The sequence below is a fragment of the Streptomyces sp. Q6 genome (assembly GCF_036967205.1).
In the GTDB taxonomy this organism is placed as follows: Bacteria; Actinomycetota; Actinomycetes; order Streptomycetales; family Streptomycetaceae; genus Streptomyces; species Streptomyces citrinus.
The window spans coordinates 5,434,852-5,453,641 of the sequence record NZ_CP146022.1; the positions used below are offsets into that span (position 1 = coordinate 5,434,852).

Here is an 18,790-nt window from a genome sequence, read left to right on the forward strand (position 1 = left end):
GGAACCGCGGGGTTCTCGGCGCCCCTTCGGCGTGCTCAGCCGAGCCAGGAGCGCGCCGCCCCCAGCATCGCCCGTACCCCCAGCTCGATCGTCGGGTCCTGGAGCGGCGCGTACTGCGGGGAGTGGTTCACGGCGACCTCCGGCGGCAGTCCGCGCGTCGCGAGCGTCCCGGGTTCGAGGCCCTCGAACGCCGCCCGGTCCGCCCCGCCGAAGTGCCAGAACACCGACGGCACCCCGAGCACGTCACCGAACAGACCGAAGTCCTCGCTGCCGTTGATCGGCTGCGGCAGCACGAGCACGGCCTGCTCGCCCAGGACCCGGCGCAGCCCCTCGATCGTCGTCGCGGTGGCCTCCGCCGAGTTCACCGTCACGGGGAACGAACCGAGCGAGGTGAACTCCGGTTCCCTGGGCGCGCCCGACGCCACGCACTCCGCCCGGACGATCCGGTGCACCGCGGCGAGCACCCGCTCGCGCACGACGGGGTCCACGGACCGGATGTTGAGCTTCAGCTCGGCCTCGTCCGGGATGATGTTCTCCTTCGTGCCGGCGTGGATCGAGCCCACCGTCACGACCGCGGCCTGCGAGGCGCCGACCTCCCGCGCGACCACCGTCTGGAGCCGGAGCACCACGGCCGCCGCCATCACCACCGGGTCGACGGTCGACTCGGGCGTCGACCCGTGCCCGCCGCGCCCGAAGAGCCGTACGCGGTAGCTGTCGGAGGCCGCCATGACCGGGCCGGGCCGGGTCACCGCGACCCCCGCGGGGAACGGGCCCACATGCTGGCCCAGGCACACGTCGGGGGTCGGGAACCGCTCCGCGAACCCGTCCGCGAGCATGTCCCGCGCGCCCTCGCCGATCTCCTCGGCGGGCTGGAACACGGCGACGACGGTGCCGCGCCAGCCGTCACGGTGCGCGACGAGCTGCGCCGCCGCGCCGAGCAGACACGTGACGTGCATGTCGTGGCCGCAGGCGTGCATCACCGGTACGTCGTTGCCGTCGCGGTCCGTGCCGCGCGCCACGGACGCGTACGGCAGGCCGGTCGCCTCCAGGACGGGCAGCCCGTCCATGTCGGCGCGCAGCAGGACGACGGGCCCTCGCCGTTGCGCAGCACCCCGACGACCCCGGTGCCGCCGACGCCCTCCGTCACCTCCCAGCCGCCCTGCGCGCGCAGCCGCCGCGCGACGATCCCCGCGGTGCGGGTCTCCTGGAGGGACAGCTCGGGGTGGGCGTGCAGGTCCTGGTACAGCTCGCGCAGGCCGGGCAGCCGGGCGTCGAGTCCGTCGGCGAGGTCCTGTCCGGTGGTCGTGTGCGTGGTCATGCCTGCTCGCTCTCTACGCGCTCTACGGTGACGGGTCGGTCCGAGGGGGCCGGATCGGGCAGCCGCAGCGCCCGCCGGAAGGAGACGGTGTCCTGCGGCGTGACGCACGCGAGGACGGCGGCGACGACGGCGCCGACGACGAGGAACCCGAACGCGGCGCCGAACCCCGCCGCGTCCGCGAGCAGCCCCATCGCGGTCGGCGCGACGACACCGCCCAGCTGCCCGCCGAACGTGATCAGCCCGGCCGCGGCGCCCGTCAGTTCGGGCGGCAGGCTGCGCAGCGGCACGGCGAAGATCGGCATGTACGAGAGGGACGCGGCCGAGATCGCCACGGTCATCCAGGCGACGAACGCCACCGTGCTCGACGCCGTCGCCATCAGCAGCAGCGCCAGCGAGGAGACGGCCATCGCGGGGACGACGACCTTGCGCGGATGCCCCTCGAAGCGGTCCGCGAGCCGCCCGCCCGCGATCACCGCGACCGTGGCCGCGCCCGCAGGCAGGATCGCGAGCGCCCCCGACGAGGTCAGCGAGAGGCCGCGCTCGTCGTTGAGGTAGGACGGCACCCAGGTGTTCAGGCCCCACACGATGATGTCGTAGCCGAAGAACATCCCGGCGAACGCCCACAGCGTTCCCGAGCGCACCACGGTCCTGGTGCCGCTCGCCGGGGCGGGGGCGACGGCCGCGCGCGGCTCCGGCAGCCACAGCCGCACGGCCGCGTACACGAACACACCGACGGCGGCGACGCTGAAGAACGCCGAGCGCCAGCCGAAGTGCGCGATGAGCGGCGCGGCGACCAGCGGCGCGACGACCGCCGCGACCGCGTTCGAGGACTGCACCAGGCCGTTGGCGCCCATCCGCTGCCCCGGCGTGGTCCGCTCGCTGACCGCCTTCATCGAGGCGCCGGGGAAGATGCCCTCGGCCACCCCGAACAGGAAGCGCACCACGAGCAGGATCGCGAACGACCCGGCGAGTCCGGTCAGCGCCGTGAACACCGACCAGATCAGCAGCGCCCAGCAGGTGACCCGCTTGGCGCCGAAGCGGTCGGCCAGCATGCCGCCGGGTATCTGGCAGGCGGCGTACGCCACGAAGAACACGGACACCGCGATGCCCTGCTCGGTGCGGCTGAGGTCGAACTCGTCACCGATCGAGGGCAGGGCGAGATTGATGACGAGCCGGTCGACGTAGTCGATCAGCCAGGCGGCGAAGAGCAGCCCGACCGTGATCTTCGCGCTCCGGTCGAGGCGTTCCCTGGTGCGGGCGCGCTCAGGTATGGCCACGGGCACTCCTTCTAGAGTGGGCGGGCTGGTGCGGGGATGCGGCTCGGAAGTGGGGACAGAATCCGGCCGCCGTACGGGAGGGTGTCTCAGATGCAGGTAAACGGCGGTATCGGACCGCTCATGCCGGAATCCGCCGCGGCCTTCGAGGAGGCGGACCTCGCCCTCATCGACGCCCTCCAGACCGATCCGCGCGCCCCCTGGACCCGGATCGGCCCGGCCGTCGGCATCGACGCGACGACCGCGGCCCGGCGCTGGGCACGTCTGGAGCGCGAGGGCCTCGCCTGGATCACGGCGTACGCGGGCCCGGCCACGGCCACCGTCGCCTACGTCGAACTCACCTGCACACCGGGGGAGTTGGAGGAACTCACGGCCCGGCTCGTGACCCTGCCCTGGGTGTTCAGCGCGGAACACGTGGTCGGCGACTACGACCTCTTCCTGTCCGTCGCCGCCTCCGACCTGCCCGCGCTCGGGCGCCGCGTCAGCGAGTCCATCGGCCGGCTGCCCGGGGTGCGCGCCACCCGGACCCGGCTGAGCATGCGGCTCTACCAGGAGGGCAGCGGCTGGAAGGTGCGCGCCATGGAACCCGCGGGCCGCGCCCGGCTCGCCCCGGCCGGGGGCACGTTCCGGCGCGGCGCGCGTTCCGCCCCGTGACGACGTCGACCGGGCGCTGCTGCTCGCCCTCGGCGCGAACGGCCGCGCCGGATACGCGGAGCTGGCCGAGCGGGTCGGCATCGGCGAGTCGACCGTACGGCGCAGACTCGCCCGCGAACTGCGGGACCGCGAGATCATGCTCCGCTGCGACCTGGCCCAGCAACTGGCCGGATGGCCCGCGCTCGCCACCTACCGGGCGACCGTCCCGCACGGGGAACTGGACGCCACCGGCGCCGCGCTGGCCCGGCTCCCGCAGACGCGCCTGTGCACCTCGGTCACCGGGTCCTGCAATCTGCTCTTCTCCGTCTGGCTGCGCGACCTCGACGGCATGGCCGCGCTGGAGTCCCACCTCGACGACCGGTTCCCGGGGCTCCGGGTCGAGGACCGCACCGTGACCTTGCGGACCGTGAAGCGGATGGGGCGGCTGCTCGACGACACCGGGCGAGCCACCGGGTACGTCCCGGTCGGCCTGTGAGCGGGGCCGCCCCGGCTGCTCAGGCCGGGTGCGCCGCGCGCCACGCCGCCATCGACGCGTCCCAGTCGTCACCGGACAGCGCGGTCAGCGACGCGGGGAAGAGGCCGTCCTCCTCCTTGGCGATGTGCCGGTGCAGCTCGTCGGCCGCCGCCACGAACCGCCGTACGTCGCCGGGATCCGTGAGGTCCAACGCGGGCAGCAGCGCCGCGAGTTCGCGGTGTTCGGCGACCAGGGCGTCGATGTACGGCCCGTACTCGGGGTTCGCCGGATCGTCGCGCATCACCGCGAACAGCCCGTCCTCCTCGCCCTTCCAGTGCGCGGCCAGCTCGGCGGCCATCGTGTCGACGAGCACGCGCGCGGCCCCCGCGTCACCGCGCTCCAGGGCCCGCACCGCGTCCCCCGCGGCGTCGGTGACGCGCTCGTGCTCGGCGATGAACTCCTTGATCAGCGGGATCTCACGGCAACCGCAGTAGTGGCACATGCCCCCCATTGCAGACGCCCCCGCCCGCCCGCGCACGCCGCGCACGCCGAAGCGGGTGGGCACGGCCCCGCACCCACCCGCCCGGCCGATTCGCCGCCTACGGCACCGGCAGCTCGAACCACACGACCTTCCCCGTCGACAGGCGCGTCGCGCCCCACCGCCGGGCCAGCCGGTTCACGAGATAGAGGCCGCGGCCGCCCTCGTCGGTCGCCCTGGCCTGCCGCAGGCGCGGCAACTGCGGTACGTCGTCGCCGACTTCGCAGCGCAGCACGTCGGTCCGCAACAGGCGCAGGGTCACGGGCCGGGAGGCGTACCGCACCGCGTTCGTCACGACCTCGCTCACCAGCAGCTCCAGCGAGTCGGACAGCTCCTCCAGGCCCCAGCGGGCCAGGGCGCTCCTGGCGAGCCGGCGGGCCCGGCCCGGCGCCGCGTCCTCCGGGTCCAGGAACCAGTACGCCACGTCGCTCGGCGCGATCCCGTCGAACCGGGCGGCGAGCAGCGCGATGTCGTCGTCCCGGTCGCCGGGGCCGAGCATGTCGAGGACCTCGTCGCAGAGCGCTTCGAGCGGCGGCGGGTGGTCCGGTCCGGTCAACTGGGCGGTCGCGGCGAGCCGTTCCCGCAACTGCTCTATCCCGGTCCACACGTCCCGCAGCCGGGACTCGACGAGCCCGTCCGTGTAGAGGAGCAGGGTCGCCCCCGCGGGCGCGTCCAGCTCCACGGCCTCGAAGTCGACGCCGCCGACACCGATCGGCGCCCCCGGCGGGACCCGGAGCACCTCGGCGCGCCCGCCCAGGTGCAGCAGCACCGGCGGCGGATGCCCGGCGTTGGCGATGGTGATGCGGTGCGCGACCGGGTCGTACACCGCGTACAGGCACGTGGCCATCCGGTCGGTGCCGAGCCGCTGCGCCTGCTCGTCGAGATGGTGCAGGACCTCCTGCGGCGGCAGATCGAGCCCCGCGAGGGTCTGCGCGGTCGTGCGCAGCTGGCCCATGATGGCCGCCGAGGTCATGGAGTGCCCCATGACATCGCCCACCACCAGCGCGACCCGGCTGCCCGGCAGCGGGATCGCGTCGTACCAGTCGCCGCCGACCCGCGCCGTCTCCGCCGCCGGAAGGTAGCGCGAGGCGAGCCGCACACCCGTCGGGCGGGGCAGCGTCTCCGGCAGCATCGTGCGCTGCAACTCGTCGGCGATGTACGCCTCGCGCCCGTACAGGACCGCCTTGTCGATGCCCAGCGCGCTGTGCGTGGCGAGCTGCCCCGCCACCAGCAGGTCGTCGGCGTCGAACGCGGCCCGGTCCGGGCGGCGCAGGAACACCGCCGCGCCGATCACCCGGCGCCGCCCCCGCAGCGGCGCGAGGATCGCGCGGTGCCCGGTCGGCAACGGCGGCTCCCCGCCGAGGAGTTCGGGCAGCGCGGCGAGCGCCGCGGGCGAGTCGGCGAACACCGGGCGCACGCCCCGCAGTACCTCGGCGAGCGCCCCGCCCGCCTGGACCTCGCACAACTCGGCGCAGCCCGCCGCCAGTTCGCCCTGCGGCGAGACCGCGGCGGCCGGTGCGCCGTTCTCCGTCTCCGTGTCGTCGGCGTCGGGGATGCGGTCGGTGCGGCGCAGGCGCAGCACCATGGGTCCGGTCGGACGCTCGTCGCCGACGGGCAGCGGCTCGCGCAGATAGACCAGGATCGCGTCCGAGAACGTCGGCACCGTCGCCCGGCACAGCCCCATGACGATCTCGTCGAGGTCGATACCGCGCGCGATCCGCCGGGTCGCGGCGCCCACGAACCGCAGCCGGTCCCCGTCGCGCCGCATCGCGGTCGGCTGCCCCGCCGGGCGTGGCTGCCCGGAGCGCCGCTCGGTCCCGTCCGGGGGTCCCGAGGGCGCACCGGCTCGGGCGAGGGGGACGCGGGCTGCGAGTGCTCGGCGTCCGCCGGGGGCGGCGGCGGGGGCGGCGGTGCGGCGGCGCGGCGCGGCTGTTCCGGTAAGCCGCCCGTCGCCGGGTTTCCGGACGCGTCAGGGGTACGCCGCAGGGCCCCGCGGGGATCGGCGGGGCGGGCCGCCGTGCCGTGGTGGCGGCTTTCGTGGGAGCCTTGGTAAGAGGCTGAGTGCTCCGTCACGCGTGTCGAATCCGTCCGTCCGGGGCTGCGCGCCGTGTCACTGGCCGGTGCGCCGGCAGTTGAGAAACAGCTGGTGCTCGGGTGGGGCGTCGGGGCTCGCCGGAGCGTACGCGTACGTCTCCGCCCCGGTGATCTCGAAGCCCGTGTCGCGTACGACCTGATGAAGCTCGGCCCGCAGGAATCCCGATACCCGGATTGTGTTCCCCAGGAACGGAATCTCCGCGTCGTCCAGATCGGCCTCGACCATCGACAACGCCAACCGGCCACCGGGCCGCAGCAACGAGTGCAGCAGTCGCAGCGCGCCCGGGATCTCCGCGCGCGGCAGCATCAGCAGGGTGAAGAAACAGGTGACGGCGTCGAACTCGCCGACACCGTCGGGGCCTTGGGCGGTCAGGTCGGTCAGGTCGCCGTGGTGGAACTCCGCCTCCGGCACGTTCTTCCTGGCCAGCTCCAGCATGCCCGCCGACAGGTCGACGCCGACCACCCGCGCGCCCGCGTCGACGAGCTGGCGGGACGTCGGAACGCCCGTGCCGCAGCCCACGTCGAGCACCCGGGGTGCGGGCCCGAGGCCGTCCAGCATCCGCTCCACGGCGGCCAGTTGGCCTTCCTTGTGCGGAAAGGCCTCGTCGTAGCGCCCGCCGATCGCGTCGAACGCCGCGGCCTGTCCCGACCGGTCCGTCCTGCCCGTTCCACCCACGTTCACGGTCCCGCCGCCCCTCGATGGCCTCATTGACATCGTGTCAGACCTGCGGCGCACGCAAAGAGTTGTCGGCTGTGACGAATCCCGCGCGACTCTGTGCGCCTTCCTGTGCACTTGCGGAGGACGATCCTACGTTTCCCCCATGGGGGCGCATCAAGGGTCTCATGAGGACACGTGCGCGGGCGTACGGTCCCAGTCGGCGGGAAGCGCCGGGACCGGCCATCCCGGATCGGGCCGCCAGTGCTGCCAGCCGTCCGAGAACGGCCTGTCCCACCGCTCGATCGCCTCGACCGCCGCCCGCCCCGCCTCCCGTACGGACTCGGCCTGTCCCGCGCTCATCAGCCCCACGGCCTGGGCCTGCGCGAACTCGTCCTCGTCGTGCCAGCGCCAGCTGCGGTCCGCGTACACCGACAGATCGAGGAAGTGGTCCTCGGAGTCCACGCCGCCCGACCAGCGCACGCGCGGCTGCTCCAGATTCACGTACCAGTTCCGGAACGTCCAGTCCTGGTCCCAGAACAGCCAGACCGACCACGGGTCGTGGGGGCGCGCCAGTTTCAGGACGCCCGCGCCGAACCAGTGGTCGCGCTGGAGCGCACGCGGTTTCGTGTAGCGGGTGGCGAGCGGCTCGCGGTGCACCGGCGTGCCGTCGGCGAGCACCGGCTTCACGCACTCCGTGCCGGGTGCCATCCATACGGCGAGCAGATCGCGGGAGTCCTCGACGACGGTGACCGGACGGCAGATGTGGAAGCCGTCGCCGCCGTTGGCGCGGTAGCGCCACAGGATCGGCTCCCCGGGCGCCCAGCGCCCCTCGCCGCTGCGGTAGTCGTCTGTCATGCGCAGATATTAGGTGCCAAGGGCATACGACGCAGCGGTCCGCGTCACGAATGCGTCAGGACGCCACCCGCTGTTACGGGCGGGTCATCCGCAGGACATCCAGCGCCTCGTCGAGCTGCTCGACGGTGAGGTCGCCGCGCTCCACGTATCCGCCGTCGAGGACCACCTCGCGGATCGTCCTGCGCTCCGCGAGGGACTTCTTGGCGACCTTGGCGGCCTCCTCGTAGCCGATGTACTTGTTGAGCGGCGTGACCACGGAGGGGGAGGACTCGGCGTACTCGCGGGCCCGTTCGCGGTTGGCGGTGATGCCGTCGACCGTGCGGTCGGCGAGGAGCCGGGAGACGTTCGCGAGCAGCCGGATCGACTCCAGCACGTTCTTGGCGATGACCGGCAGCATGACGTTCAGCTCGAAGTTGCCCGCGGCGCCCGCCGTGGCCACCGTCGCGTCGTTACCGATCACCTGCGCGGCGACCATCAGGGTCGCCTCGGGAATGACCGGATTCACCTTCCCCGGCATGATCGACGAACCGGGCTGGAGGTCGGGCAGGTTGATCTCGGCCAGCCCCGTGCGCGGGCCGGACGCGGCCCACCGCAGGTCGTTGGCGATCTTCGTGAGGCCGACGGCGATGGTGCGCAGCTGCCCGCTGGTCTCCACGATCCCGTCGCGCGCGCCCTGCGCCTCGAAGTGGTCGCGGGCCTCGGTCAGCGGCAGGCCCGTGGCCCGCGCGACCTCCGCGATGACGGCGGCCGAGAACCCGGGGGGCGTGTTGATGCCGGTGCCGACCGCCGTGCCGCCCAGGGGGAGTTCGGCGAGCCGGGGCAGCGAGGCGGTGAGCCGCTCGACACCGTAGCGGACCTGCGCCGCGTACCCGCCGAACTCCTGGCCGAGGGTGACCGGCGTCGCGTCCATCAGATGGGTGCGGCCCGACTTCACGACATCGGCGAACTCGGCCGCCTTGCGCTCCAGGGACGCCGCGAGGTGTTCGAGCGCCGGGATCAGGTCATGGGTGACGGCGGCCGTCGCCGCGATGTGGATCGAGGAGGGGAACACGTCGTTCGACGACTGCGAGGCGTTGACGTGGTCGTTGGGGTGCACGTCGCGGCCGAGGCGCTCGGTGGCCAGCGTGGCGAGCACCTCGTTGGTGTTCATGTTGGAGGACGTGCCCGAGCCGGTCTGGAACACGTCGACGGGGAACTCGTCGTCCCAGCGGCCCTCGGCGACCTCGGCCGCCGCGTCCGCGACGGCGTCGGCGATGTCCTTGTCGAGGACGCCGAGGTCCGCGTTGACCTTCGCGGCGGCGCCCTTGATGCGGGCGAGGGCCTCGATGTGGGCGCGCTCCAGACGCTGCCCGGAGACGGGGAAGTTCTCCACCGCGCGCTGCGTCTGCGCACGCCACTTGGCGTCGGCGGGGACCCGCACCTCGCCCATGGAGTCGTGCTCGATCCGGAATCCGGCGTCGTTCGGCATGGCCGTGGTCCTCCTCGTGTCGTCGTGCCCCCGTCCCTGCCAGCGTCGCTCACCCGGCCGGTATTCCGTCCGTATGGCGTGCCGGTGTCGTGGGCACCCGTGGGCCATGACGACAACTCTGGGTGGATATGTTCTGGGAACTCCCGACCCGTCGGCCCTGGCCGACTTCTACCGCGCGCTGCTCGGCTGGGAGGAGATCGAGCGCGATCCCGCGTGGGTGCGACTCGGCGAGCCGGGCCGTGAGCGTCCCGGTCTGGGTTTCCAGCTGGAGGCCGATCACACCGCGCCGGTCTGGCCGCAGCGCCCCGGCACCCAGCAGATGCAGGCGCACCTCGACCTCCAGGTGGACGACCTGGAGGCCGAGACGGAGCGGGCCTGCGCGCTCGGGGCGACGCTGGAGGCGTACCAGCCGCAGAAGGACGTGCGGGTGCTGCGCGATCCGCACGGCCACCCGTTCTGCCTGTTCCTGCCGGGCGCCTGAGCGGCCCCTACGACAGCTGCGAGCCCTGGCGCACCGGGATGTGCGTGAACGTCGGCTCCGGGGCCGGGTTCTGGAAGAAGTCGTTGCCCTTGTCGTCGACGACGACGAACGCCGGGAAGTCCTCGACCTCGATCTTCCAGACCGCCTCCATGCCGAGCTCCTCGTACTCGACGACCTCGACCTTCTTGATGCAGTCCTGCGCGAGGCGCGCGGCCGGGCCGCCGATGGAGCCGAGGTAGAAGCCGCCGTGCGCGTCGCACGCGTCGGTGACCTGCTGCGAGCGGTTGCCCTTGGCGAGCATCACCTTCGAGCCGCCGGCGGCCTGGAACTGCGCGACGTAACTGTCCATGCGGCCGGCCGTCGTCGGGCCGAAGGAGCCGGACGCGTAGCCCTCGGGGGTCTTGGCCGGACCGGCGTAGTACACCGGGTGGTCCTTCAGGTACTGCGGCATCTCCTCGCCCGCGTCGAGCCGCTCCTTGATCTTGGCGTGCGCGATGTCGCGGGCCACGACCAGCGGGCCGGTCAGCGAGAGGCGGGTCTTCACCGGGTACTTGGTGAGCTCGGCGAGGATCGCGTCCATCGGCTGGTTCAGGTCGATGCGCACGACGTCGCCCTCGGTCTCGAGGTGCTCGTCGGTGGTCTCCGGCAGGAAGCGCGCCGGGTCCGTCTCCAGCTGCTCCAGGAAGACGCCCTCGGCGGTGATCTTCGCGACGGCCTGGCGGTCGGCCGAGCAGGACACGGCGATGGCGACCGGGCAGGACGCGCCGTGCCGCGGCAGGCGCACCACGCGCACGTCGTGGCAGAAGTACTTGCCGCCGAACTGCGCGCCGATCCCGATCTTCTGCGTCAGCTCGAAGACCTTCTCCTCCAGCTCCTTGTCACGGAAACCGTGGCCCAGCTCGGAACCCTCGCTCGGGATCTCGTCCAGGTAGTGCGCGGAGGCGTACTTGGCGGTCTTCAGCGCGTACTCGGCACTCGTGCCGCCCACCACGATGGCGAGGTGGTACGGCGGGCACGCGGCGGTGCCGAGCGAGCGGATCTTCTCCTCCAGGAACTTCATCATGGAGGCCTCGTTCAGGACGGCCTTCGTCTCCTGGTAGAGGAACGACTTGTTGGCCGAGCCGCCGCCCTTCGCCATGAAGAGGAACTTGTAGGCGCCGCCGTCGGTCGCGTACAGCTCGATCTGCGCCGGGAGGTTGGAGCCGGTGTTCTTCTCGTCCCACATGGTCAGCGGGGCCATCTGCGAGTAGCGCAGGTTCAGGTTCTTGTAGGCGTCGTAGATGCCCCGGGAGAGCGCCTTCTCGTCCTGGCCCTCGGTCAGCACGTTCTGGCCCCGCTTGCCCATGACGATCGCGGTGCCGGTGTCCTGGCACATCGGCAGCACGCCGGCCGCCGCGATGTTCGCGTTCTTCAGCAGGTCGAGCGCCACGAACTTGTCGTTGTTCGACGCCTCGGGGTCGTCGACGATGCGGCGCAGCTGCGCGAGGTGGGCCGGGCGCAGGTAGTGCTGGATGTCGTGGATCGCCTCCTCGGCGAGCTTGCGCAGCGCCTCGGGCTCGACCTTCAGGAACGTACGGCCGTCCGGCCCCTCGGCGGTGGAGACGCCCTCCGAGGTCACCAGGCGGTACGGGGTGGTGTCCTCGCCCTGGGGGAGCAGATCGGTGTACGCGAACTCAGGCATCTCGCCCATTCCTCTTTCGGCCGGGTAGCAGCTGGCATCCGTTGGCAGCGCCAACCAGCGTAGAACCTGGCGGACGCGCCGGACCTGTGAGGTAAGGCTCAGTTCGCCCTTCCGCGGGACTGTCGCGATCTATCGCGTTTCGGTACGCTGCTGCCGTGGACCTTCACAAGCGACCCCAGCCGACCGCCCCCGCCCCGCAACCCGCGGAGCCTGTCGAGCCCGCCGCCCTCCGCGCGTCCGACGCCGACCGGGACCGGGTCGCGGACATCCTGCGCGAGGCGCTCGCCGAGGGCCGGATCGACGCGGAGGAGCACGCGGAGCGGGTCGAGGGCGTCTACCGCGCCAAGACCGTGGGCGAACTGGAGCCGCTGGTCAGGGACTTGCCCGGCGCCCACACCCCGCGCCCGTCCGTCCCGCACGGGCCGCCGCCGAACCAGCCGGCGCCCGGCGCGATCCCGCAGCTGCCCGGCGAGAACCTGGTGGCGGTGTTCAGCAGCACCACCCGCCGGGGCCGCTGGCGCGTGGGCCGCCGCACGCACGCGTACGCCGTGTTCGGCAACGTGGAGATCGACCTCAGCGAGGCGATCTTCGAGTACCCGCAGATCTACATCAAAGCGGTCTCCGTCTTCGGGAACGTGGAGATCACCGTCCCCGAGAACATCTCGCTGCGCGGCAGCGGCGGCGGCGTCCTCGGCAACTTCGAGGTGGACACGCTCGACGCGACCGAGGCCGAGGCCCCCGTCGTCTACGTGGACGGCGTCGCGGTCCTGGGCAACATCGAGGCGAAGCCCAAGCGCGGCAAGCTGGTCAAGGACCTCCACAAGTACGTCGGCCGGTACGTCGACAAGCAGCTGCGCAAGCACCTCGACTGACCGGTCGCGCTCCGGCGGCGAACTCCCGTATGCACGGGGGAACTTCCGTGCTTCGGAACTCAGTGCATAGGCGTCGACACAGCGGGTAGAGCTTGCTGCATCGTCTCTCGCTCGCGAAAGCCGTCGTAAGCCGTCGTCAGGAGTAGACCGTGCTGCATCCGCCGCATCAGTCCCTGCAGGTCGCCACCGTTCCGCAGCAGCGGGTGCCGCTGAAGGACAGGGATCAGGACGCACCGTGGCACACGGAGGCCGTGTGCAGGCGCGACGAGGCGGGCCTCTTCTTCGCCCCATCCAAGGAACCCACCGCCGCGCGCCTGGCGCGCGAAGAGGCGGCCAAGCGGGTCTGCGCGCGCTGCCCCGTGATGGTCGAATGCCGTGAGCACGCCCTGGTCCAGCCGGAGCCGTACGGGGTGTGGGGCGGCCTCACCGCCGCCGAGCGCCGCGTCGTCCTCGCCCGGCGCCGCCGCCGGGACGTGGAGCTGAAGAAGGCGGCCCACACGATCGCGGCGGCCGGGTAGCGGCGTACCGGCCCGAACGCGTCGAGGGCGCCCGCGGACCGCGGGCGCCCTCCCTCACGTACGGACGACCGTCACGCGGTGCGGCTCACCGCGCGTGGCTCACTTGGCGCGCTCGAAGTCGATCGAGCTGTAGGCGCGCAGCTTGCTCAGCCGGTGCGTGGAGTCGATCCGGCGGATGGTGCCCGACTTGGACCGCATCACGAGGGACGAGGTGTGGGCGCGCTCCGAGCCGTAGCGCACGCCCGGGAGCAGCTCGCCGTCGGTGATGCCGGTGGCGACGAAGAAGACGTTCTCGCCGGAGACCAGGTCGTCCGTGGACAGCACCCGGTCCAGGTCGTGCCCGGCGTCGAGCGCGCGCCGGCGCTCCTCGTCGTCCTTGGGCCACAGCTTGCCCTGGATCACGCCGCCGAGGCACTTGATCGCGCACGCCGAGATGATGCCCTCGGGGGTGCCGCCGATGCCGAGCAGCAGGTCCACGCCGCTCTCCTCCTGGACGGCGAGGATCGAGCCCGCGACGTCGCCGTCGGAGATCAGCTTGATCCGGGCGCCGGCCTCGCGGACCTCCTTGATGATGCCCTCGTGGCGCGGCCGGTCGAGGATGACGACGGTGACGTCCTCGGGGGAGGCCTTCTTCGCCTTGGCGACGCGGCGGATGTTGACGGCCACCGGGGCGTTGATGTCGACGTAGTCCGCGGCCTCGGGGCCGGCCGCCAGCTTGTCCATGTAGAACACGGCGGACGGGTCGAACATCGTGCCGCGGTCGGCGGCGGCGAGCACGGCCACCGCGTTCGGCATGCCCTTCGCGGTCAGGGTCGTGCCGTCGATCGGGTCGACGGCGATGTCGCACTCGGCGCCGGTGCCGTCACCGACGCGCTCCCCGTTGAAGAGCATCGGGGCCTCGTCCTTCTCCCCCTCGCCGATGACGACGACACCGTCCATCGACACGGTGGAGACGAGCGTGCGCATGGCGCGGACGGCCGCGCCGTCCGCGCCGTTCTTGTCACCGCGGCCGACCCAGCGGCCCGCGGCCATCGCCGCCGCTTCGGTGACCCGGACGAGTTCCAGGGCGAGGTTGCGGTCGGGGGCCTCAGAGGGGACCTCGAGTTCGGACGGAAGCTGGTGATGCTCGGTCATCGAGACGCACCTTTCTGTTCCGGATTTCACCGGGTTGCGACAAAAAAGGAGGAGCGCCCGAAGGGCGGTGGTCGGCGACGGGCGGGCGGACGAGGGTGTGTGGGGGTGACTCTATCGCCAGTCCGACAATGTGAGCAGGGTGCCCCACGGATGAGCGGGCGAGTGCATGTCAGACCGGACGTTTCCGGACCTCCCGGCGGAGATCATCGGGGGACCTGCGACGATGGGGCGCGTGGCAGCTAGAAACGGCAAGAAAACGGTCGGGAGTCTCGTCCTCTCCCTCGGCGCCTGCGTCGTCGCGGCCGGCGTGATCTACATCTTCGTCCCGCACGACGAGTCGCAGAAGACGCCGATCAAGCGCGTGGACTACAGGATCGAGCTGCTGACGGCCCGCCGTGCGGCGTCGTACCCGGTGGCCGCTCCCGAGGGCCTGCCGAAGGCGTGGAAGCCGACGTCCGTGCGCTACCAGGGCGAGTCGAACGAGTCCTGGCACCTGGGCTTCCTCGACCCCGACGGGCAGTACGTCGCCGTCGAGCAGTCGACGGACCGGCCGTCCCGGTTCATCGACGAGGCGAGTCAGGGCGCCGAGAAGACCAGCCGCACGCAGCGCATCGCCGGTGAGACGTGGCAGCGCTACAAGGGCGAGAAGTACGACGCCCTGGTGCTGGAGAAGAACGGCGCCACGACCGTGGTCACCGGCACCGCGGGATTCGACGGCCTGGCGCGGATGGCCGACGCCCTGAAGATGAAGAGGGCGACGGCCGCGTAGCCGTCCCGGACGCACGCGAAGAGGGGCTCCCGGCGCGATGCCGGGAGCCCCTCTTCCTGTGCGTCTACGGACGCCGGTGGCTCAGACGGTGGTGATGACCTGGTCGAGCTCCAGGCGCGGGGAGCGCGGGAACCAGGCGTTCTCGCCGGGCTTGCCGATGTTGATGACCATCAGGGGGGTGTGGTCGTCGTCCAGGAACTCCTTCTGGACACCGGCGAAGTCGAGCCCGGTCATCGGACCGGCGGCGAGACCCGCGGCGCGCACACCGATGATGAAGTACGCGGCCTGGAGCGTCGCGTTCAGGGCGGCGGCGCCCTCACGGACCGGGCGCTCGGAGAAGAACGCGTCCTTGGCGGCCGGGAAGTGCGGGAAGAGCTGCGGCAGCTCCTCGTGGAACTCGTTGTCCGCGGAGAGGATCGCGACCAGCGGGGCGGCGGCGGTCTTCGGCTGGTTGCCCTCGGCCATGTGCCGCACGAGGCGCTCGCGGGCCTCGGGGGAGCGGACCAGGGTGATGCGCAGCGGCGACTGGTTGAAGGCGGTCGGGCCGTACTTGACCAGGTCGTAGATCGCCTGGATCTGCTCGTCGGTCACCGGCTCGTCGGTGAAGGTGTTCGCGGTGCGGGCCTCGCGGAAGAGCAGGTCCTGAGCGGCGGGGTCAAGAACGAGAGACATCGATCAACCTTCTCGGTGCGACTTCGAAACGAACTTCGATACGAATGCCGGCGCGATCGTCTGACCTGCCGACGGTCACGACAGTACGCCGATGAGGTTCAACTTTCAACAAAACCTCTCGTGACCCTGTTCACAAGCACCCCGCCGGGCCCTCAGACCTCCTCGTCGGCGCCGTCCTCGCCACCCTCGCCACCCCCGCCGCCCTCGCCGTCCTCTCCCTCGGCGTCGTGCGCCAGCGCCGCGTCGAGCCGGGCCCGCGCCCCGTCCAGCCAGCGCCGGCACACCTTCGCCAGCTCCTCGCCCCGCTCCCACAGCGCGAGCGACTCCTCCAGGGACGTGCCGCCGGCCTCCAACCGCCGTACGACATCGATCAGTTCGTCCCGCGCCTGCTCGTAGCCGAGCGCCTCGTCGGCCGTCTGTGCCGTCTTCGTGGCCATGCTGCTGTCCGTCCTCACGCTTCGTTCGCTGCTGGTTCTGTGACGCGTACGGTGAATTCGCCCTCGGCGACCCGGGCCCGTAGCTCGTCGCCGGGCGCCGCCTCGTCCGGCGCGCGCACCACATGCCCGTCCGCCTTCTGCAACACCGCGTACCCGCGCTTGAGCGTGGCCGCCGGGGAGAGGGCGACCACGCGCGCGTGCGTGTGGGTCAGCTCGGACTCGGCGCGGTCCAGGAGGTGGCCGAGGGTGCGGCGGCCGCGCTCGGCCAGCGCCGCGATCTGCTGCTCACGCTCGTCGATCATCCGGTGCGGATCCTCCATCGACGGACGGGCGAGCGCCGACGCGAGCCCGCGCTCCTCCCGGTCGATGAGACCCTCCACGCTGCGCCGCGCCCGGTCCCGCAGGAACCGCACCCGCTCGTACTCCTCGCCGACGTCCGGCACGACCTTCTTCGCCGCGTCGGTCGGGGTGGAGGCGCGCAGGTCGGCCACGTAGTCGAGCAAGGGATTGTCCGGCTCGTGGCCGATCGCGGAGACGACGGGCGTCCGGCAGGAGGCCACGGCCCGTACGAGCTGCTCGTCGGAGAACGGCAGCAGGTCCTCCACGCTGCCGCCGCCGCGCGCCACGACGATCACGTCCACGTCGTCCCGCGCGTCCAGATCCTTGACCGCCTGGACGACCTGGGTCACCGCGTGCACGCCCTGCACCGGGACATTGCGCACCTCGAAGCGGACGGCGGGCCAGCGGTGCCGCGCGTTCTCCAGGACATCCCGCTCGGCCGCCGAAGCGCGACCGCAGACCAGGCCGATGAGCTGCGGCAGGAACGGCAGCGGCTTCTTGCGGTCCGCCGCGAACAGCCCCTCCGCCGCCAGCGACTTCTTCAACTGCTCCAGCCGGGCGAGCAGCTCCCCGACTCCGACCGGCTTGATCTCGGCGGCGCGCAGCGACAGCTGGCCGCGCGGCGCGTACCACTCGGGCTTCGCGTGCACGACGACCCGCGAGCCCTCGCGCACCACGTCCGCCACCGCGTCGAACACCTGCCGGTAGCAGGTGACCGAGACCGAGATGTCGTACGACGGATCGCGCAGCGTCAGGAACACGACGCCGGCGCCCGGCCTGCGGGACAACTGCGTGATCTGCCCCTCGACCCACACCGCGCCGAGCCGGTCGATCCAGCCGCCGATGAGACGGGAGACCTCGCCCACGGGGAGGGGGGCGTCCGGAGACGTGTTGGCAGCCATGGGGCGAGCGTAGTCGCCGGTACCGACATCGCCGGGAATACGACGATCCGGTTGTCTTCCCGGGGCGCGCCGCCCACATACGCGGGCGGGCGCGGGCCCGCCCCTAGCGTCGCGGGATGACACGTGCGACGAAGACGCTCGCCCTGACGGCGGGCGCGGCCTGCACCCTGTGCCTCGCCCTCTCCCTGCCGGGCACGGCCGGCGCCGGGACCCCCCTGGCCGTCAAGGACACCCTCACCATCGGCAACCCCGTGGCGGGCAACAACGGCTTCGGGGTCGTGACCGAACAGAACGCGACCCTGGGCAGCACCGAGTCCGAGGGGCCGGTCGCGATCGGCGGCGACCTCCGCTTCGGCGACGGCTACAACGTGGCTCTCAACCACACCGGCGGCTACACCGCCCCCGGCGACTCCGAGCCCACCGCCCTCCTCGTCGGCGGAAGCGTCGACTACGCGGGCAGCAGCCCCACCGGAGTCCTGAAGGTCCTGCGCGACGCGTACGTGAAGATCGGCGACATGACCGGCAGCCAGGCTCTGAACCGGGACCAGAACGGCGCCATCGTGCACACCCACATCGACGCCACCGGCCGCTCCTACGACGCGACCCCGCGCATCGAGCTGACCACCACGCAACCGGCGTCGTCCGTCGGCCCCGCGGACCTGATGGACTTCCCCGCGCTGTTCACCACCTACCGGGAACGCGCCCAGGAGATGGCCCGCTGCACGGACAACGTCGTGCTCCGCGACGGCAACGGCACCCCGCTGGCCGACCAGGACACCGTGCCCGCGAACGCCAACCTCAAGGTCACCCTCACCGAGGGCATCACGAACGTCCTGCACATCACGGGCGCGAACCTGAACAACATCGGCGACCTGACGTTCACGAACCCGCCCACCGCGGACACCCCGTTCCTCGTCGTCGTCGACACCACCGACGAGGGCGGCGACTTCACCTGGCACACCCCGACCCTCGCCGGGGCGGGCGGCGCCGCCGCGCCCTCCATGCTCTGGAACTTCCCCGACGCCACCTCCATCACCGTCGCCGACGGCGACACCATCGAGGGCACGGTCTTCGCCCCGAGCGCCGACCTCACCGACCTCGACGCCTCCAACATGGAGGGCGACATCATCGTGAAGTCCCTGGTCGCCGGGCCGCTCGCGGCGGACGGGCGTACGGACGTGAACGCGGGGGAGATCCACTACTTCCCGTTCGCGGCGGACCTGTCGTGCGAGGGGATGGGCGCGAACGGATCCCCGACGCCGACGCCGACCCCCACTCCCTCGCCGACCGAGCCGACCTCGGCCCCCTCGCCCGGGACGCCGACCCCGACCCCCACTCCCTCGCCCACCGAGCCGACCTCGGCCCCCTCGCCCGGGACGCCGACGCCGTCGACGCCGTCGACGCCCTCGACACCCGCACCCTCGACGCCGACCCCGACGGCCCCGGCCGTCGTCGTGCCGTCCACCCCGGCCCCGAGCCCCACGGGCCCCACCCTCGCGAACACCGGCGCCGGGCGCCATCTGCGCCTGCTCGGCGTGATCGCATCCGGCGCGGTCGGCGCGGGTGCCGGAGTCATGCTCTGGGCGGGCCGCAGGCGCCGGGCGCACTGAGGCGGGGCGGTTCGGTGGGGCGGGTGAGGTGGGGGCGGGGCCGGTGCGGCGGCGGGGTGAGC

Annotated in this window: 17 protein-coding genes and 2 pseudogenes; 7 read left to right on the top strand and 12 right to left on the bottom strand. The window is 72.3% G+C overall.

Features of this window, described 5'->3' with window-relative positions; all coding sequences use genetic code 11:
* Nucleotides 1–35: 35 nt before the first annotated feature.
* Together V2W30_RS25400 and V2W30_RS25405 are read right to left on the bottom strand one after the other, a co-directional pair.
* Nucleotides 36–1,318, bottom strand: a pseudogene (locus tag V2W30_RS25400) (amidohydrolase).
* Nucleotides 1,315–2,595, bottom strand: a complete 1,281-nt coding sequence (locus tag V2W30_RS25405) for an MFS transporter (protein WP_338700055.1) — start codon at nucleotides 2,593–2,595, stop codon at nucleotides 1,315–1,317. The pseudogene V2W30_RS25400 and the gene V2W30_RS25405 overlap by 4 nt, the downstream one beginning before the upstream one ends.
* A gap of 120 nt (nucleotides 2,596–2,715) precedes the next feature.
* On the opposite strand from V2W30_RS25405, the gene V2W30_RS25410 reads away from it, so the two are divergent.
* Nucleotides 2,716–3,246, top strand: a complete 531-nt coding sequence (locus V2W30_RS25410; protein WP_338700057.1) for an Lrp/AsnC family transcriptional regulator — start codon at nucleotides 2,716–2,718, stop codon at nucleotides 3,244–3,246.
* A 136-nt stretch (nucleotides 3,247–3,382) separates the two neighbouring features.
* Nucleotides 3,383–3,721, top strand: a complete 339-nt coding sequence (locus V2W30_RS25415) for an Lrp/AsnC ligand binding domain-containing protein (protein ID WP_338700059.1) — start codon at nucleotides 3,383–3,385, stop codon at nucleotides 3,719–3,721.
* A 19-nt stretch (nucleotides 3,722–3,740) separates the two neighbouring features.
* On the opposite strand, the gene V2W30_RS25420 is transcribed toward V2W30_RS25415, so the two are convergent.
* From V2W30_RS25420 to V2W30_RS25440, 5 genes and pseudogenes are all read right to left on the bottom strand, one after another.
* Complete coding sequence (locus V2W30_RS25420) at nucleotides 3,741–4,202, bottom strand: hemerythrin domain-containing protein (protein ID WP_338700060.1); 462 nt, start codon at nucleotides 4,200–4,202, stop codon at nucleotides 3,741–3,743.
* Nucleotides 4,203–4,299: 97 nt separating this feature from the next.
* Nucleotides 4,300–6,311: pseudogene (locus V2W30_RS25425) on the bottom strand (ATP-binding SpoIIE family protein phosphatase).
* Nucleotides 6,312–6,348: 37 nt separating this feature from the next.
* On the bottom strand, nucleotides 6,349–7,041 hold the full coding sequence (locus tag V2W30_RS25430) for a class I SAM-dependent methyltransferase (protein ID WP_338700061.1): 693 nt from the start codon (nucleotides 7,039–7,041) through the stop codon (nucleotides 6,349–6,351).
* A gap of 132 nt (nucleotides 7,042–7,173) precedes the next feature.
* Complete coding sequence (gene fomD, locus V2W30_RS25435) at nucleotides 7,174–7,845, bottom strand: cytidylyl-2-hydroxypropylphosphonate hydrolase (protein WP_338700062.1); 672 nt, start codon at nucleotides 7,843–7,845, stop codon at nucleotides 7,174–7,176.
* Between the two features lie 73 nt (nucleotides 7,846–7,918).
* Nucleotides 7,919–9,313 (bottom strand): class II fumarate hydratase, encoded by a 1,395-nt coding sequence (locus V2W30_RS25440; protein ID WP_338700063.1) that lies wholly within the window; start codon nucleotides 9,311–9,313, stop codon nucleotides 7,919–7,921.
* A 106-nt stretch (nucleotides 9,314–9,419) separates the two neighbouring features.
* On the opposite strand from V2W30_RS25440, the gene V2W30_RS25445 reads away from it, so the two are divergent.
* On the top strand, nucleotides 9,420–9,794 hold the full coding sequence (locus tag V2W30_RS25445; protein WP_338700064.1) for a VOC family protein: 375 nt from the start codon (nucleotides 9,420–9,422) through the stop codon (nucleotides 9,792–9,794).
* 7 nt (nucleotides 9,795–9,801) lie between these two features.
* Here the strand turns inward: V2W30_RS25445 and V2W30_RS25450 are convergent, their stop codons facing one another.
* Entirely contained in the window at nucleotides 9,802–11,475 is a 1,674-nt protein-coding gene (locus tag V2W30_RS25450) for a fumarate hydratase (protein ID WP_338700066.1), read from the bottom strand.
* Nucleotides 11,476–11,630: 155 nt separating this feature from the next.
* On the opposite strand from V2W30_RS25450, the gene V2W30_RS25455 reads away from it, so the two are divergent.
* Together V2W30_RS25455 and V2W30_RS25460 are read left to right on the top strand one after the other, a co-directional pair.
* The gene (locus V2W30_RS25455; RefSeq protein ID WP_338700068.1) at nucleotides 11,631–12,347 is read left to right on the top strand and encodes a DUF1707 SHOCT-like domain-containing protein; all 717 of its coding nucleotides are present in this window, start codon (nucleotides 11,631–11,633) and stop codon (nucleotides 12,345–12,347) included.
* A 149-nt stretch (nucleotides 12,348–12,496) separates the two neighbouring features.
* A complete protein-coding gene (locus V2W30_RS25460) occupies nucleotides 12,497–12,865 on the top strand; it encodes a WhiB family transcriptional regulator (protein WP_338700070.1) in 369 nt (122 codons plus the stop codon).
* A gap of 99 nt (nucleotides 12,866–12,964) precedes the next feature.
* Here V2W30_RS25460 and glpX read toward each other — a convergent pair whose 3' ends face one another.
* Entirely contained in the window at nucleotides 12,965–13,999 is a 1,035-nt protein-coding gene (gene glpX / locus V2W30_RS25465; protein WP_338700072.1) for a class II fructose-bisphosphatase, read from the bottom strand.
* 232 nt (nucleotides 14,000–14,231) lie between these two features.
* Between glpX and V2W30_RS25470 the strand changes: the two genes are divergently transcribed.
* Nucleotides 14,232–14,768, top strand: coding sequence for a DUF4245 domain-containing protein (locus V2W30_RS25470; RefSeq protein WP_338700074.1), 537 nt, complete (start codon nucleotides 14,232–14,234; stop codon nucleotides 14,766–14,768).
* An 81-nt stretch (nucleotides 14,769–14,849) separates the two neighbouring features.
* On the opposite strand, the gene V2W30_RS25475 is transcribed toward V2W30_RS25470, so the two are convergent.
* From V2W30_RS25475 to xseA, 3 genes are all read right to left on the bottom strand, one after another.
* On the bottom strand, nucleotides 14,850–15,440 hold the full coding sequence (locus tag V2W30_RS25475; protein WP_338700076.1) for a malonic semialdehyde reductase: 591 nt from the start codon (nucleotides 15,438–15,440) through the stop codon (nucleotides 14,850–14,852).
* Nucleotides 15,441–15,592: 152 nt separating this feature from the next.
* A complete protein-coding gene (locus tag V2W30_RS25480; protein ID WP_338700078.1) occupies nucleotides 15,593–15,877 on the bottom strand; it encodes an exodeoxyribonuclease VII small subunit in 285 nt (94 codons plus the stop codon).
* 14 nt (nucleotides 15,878–15,891) lie between these two features.
* Nucleotides 15,892–17,118, bottom strand: coding sequence for an exodeoxyribonuclease VII large subunit (xseA, locus tag V2W30_RS25485; RefSeq protein WP_338700080.1), 1,227 nt, complete (start codon nucleotides 17,116–17,118; stop codon nucleotides 15,892–15,894).
* Between the two features lie 116 nt (nucleotides 17,119–17,234).
* On the opposite strand from xseA, the gene V2W30_RS25490 reads away from it, so the two are divergent.
* Complete coding sequence (locus tag V2W30_RS25490; RefSeq protein ID WP_338700082.1) at nucleotides 17,235–18,728, top strand: choice-of-anchor A family protein; 1,494 nt, start codon at nucleotides 17,235–17,237, stop codon at nucleotides 18,726–18,728.
* The last annotated feature ends 62 nt before the right edge of the window (nucleotides 18,729–18,790 follow it).

Bases quoted from the DNA above. Each gene is read 5' to 3' on its own strand.
- V2W30_RS25410 (WP_338700057.1), top strand. From the start codon at position 2,716: ATGCCGGAATCCGCCGCGGCCTTCGAGGAGGCGGACCTCGCCCTCATC.
- V2W30_RS25415 (WP_338700059.1), top strand. From the start codon at position 3,383: ATGCTCCGCTGCGACCTGGCCCAGCAACTGGCCGGATGGCCCGCGCTC.
- V2W30_RS25420 (WP_338700060.1), bottom strand. From the start codon at position 4,202: ATGTGCCACTACTGCGGTTGCCGTGAGATCCCGCTGATCAAGGAGTTC.
- V2W30_RS25430 (WP_338700061.1), bottom strand. From the start codon at position 7,041: ATGAGGCCATCGAGGGGCGGCGGGACCGTGAACGTGGGTGGAACGGGC.
- fomD (WP_338700062.1), bottom strand. From the start codon at position 7,845: ATGACAGACGACTACCGCAGCGGCGAGGGGCGCTGGGCGCCCGGGGAG.
- V2W30_RS25440 (WP_338700063.1), bottom strand. From the start codon at position 9,313: ATGCCGAACGACGCCGGATTCCGGATCGAGCACGACTCCATGGGCGAG.
- V2W30_RS25445 (WP_338700064.1), top strand. From the start codon at position 9,420: ATGACGACAACTCTGGGTGGATATGTTCTGGGAACTCCCGACCCGTCG.
- V2W30_RS25450 (WP_338700066.1), bottom strand. From the start codon at position 11,475: ATGCCTGAGTTCGCGTACACCGATCTGCTCCCCCAGGGCGAGGACACC.
- glpX (WP_338700072.1), bottom strand. From the start codon at position 13,999: ATGACCGAGCATCACCAGCTTCCGTCCGAACTCGAGGTCCCCTCTGAG.
- V2W30_RS25475 (WP_338700076.1), bottom strand. From the start codon at position 15,440: ATGTCTCTCGTTCTTGACCCCGCCGCTCAGGACCTGCTCTTCCGCGAG.
- V2W30_RS25480 (WP_338700078.1), bottom strand. From the start codon at position 15,877: ATGGCCACGAAGACGGCACAGACGGCCGACGAGGCGCTCGGCTACGAG.
- xseA (WP_338700080.1), bottom strand. From the start codon at position 17,118: ATGGCTGCCAACACGTCTCCGGACGCCCCCCTCCCCGTGGGCGAGGTC.
- V2W30_RS25490 (WP_338700082.1), top strand. From the start codon at position 17,235: ATGACACGTGCGACGAAGACGCTCGCCCTGACGGCGGGCGCGGCCTGC.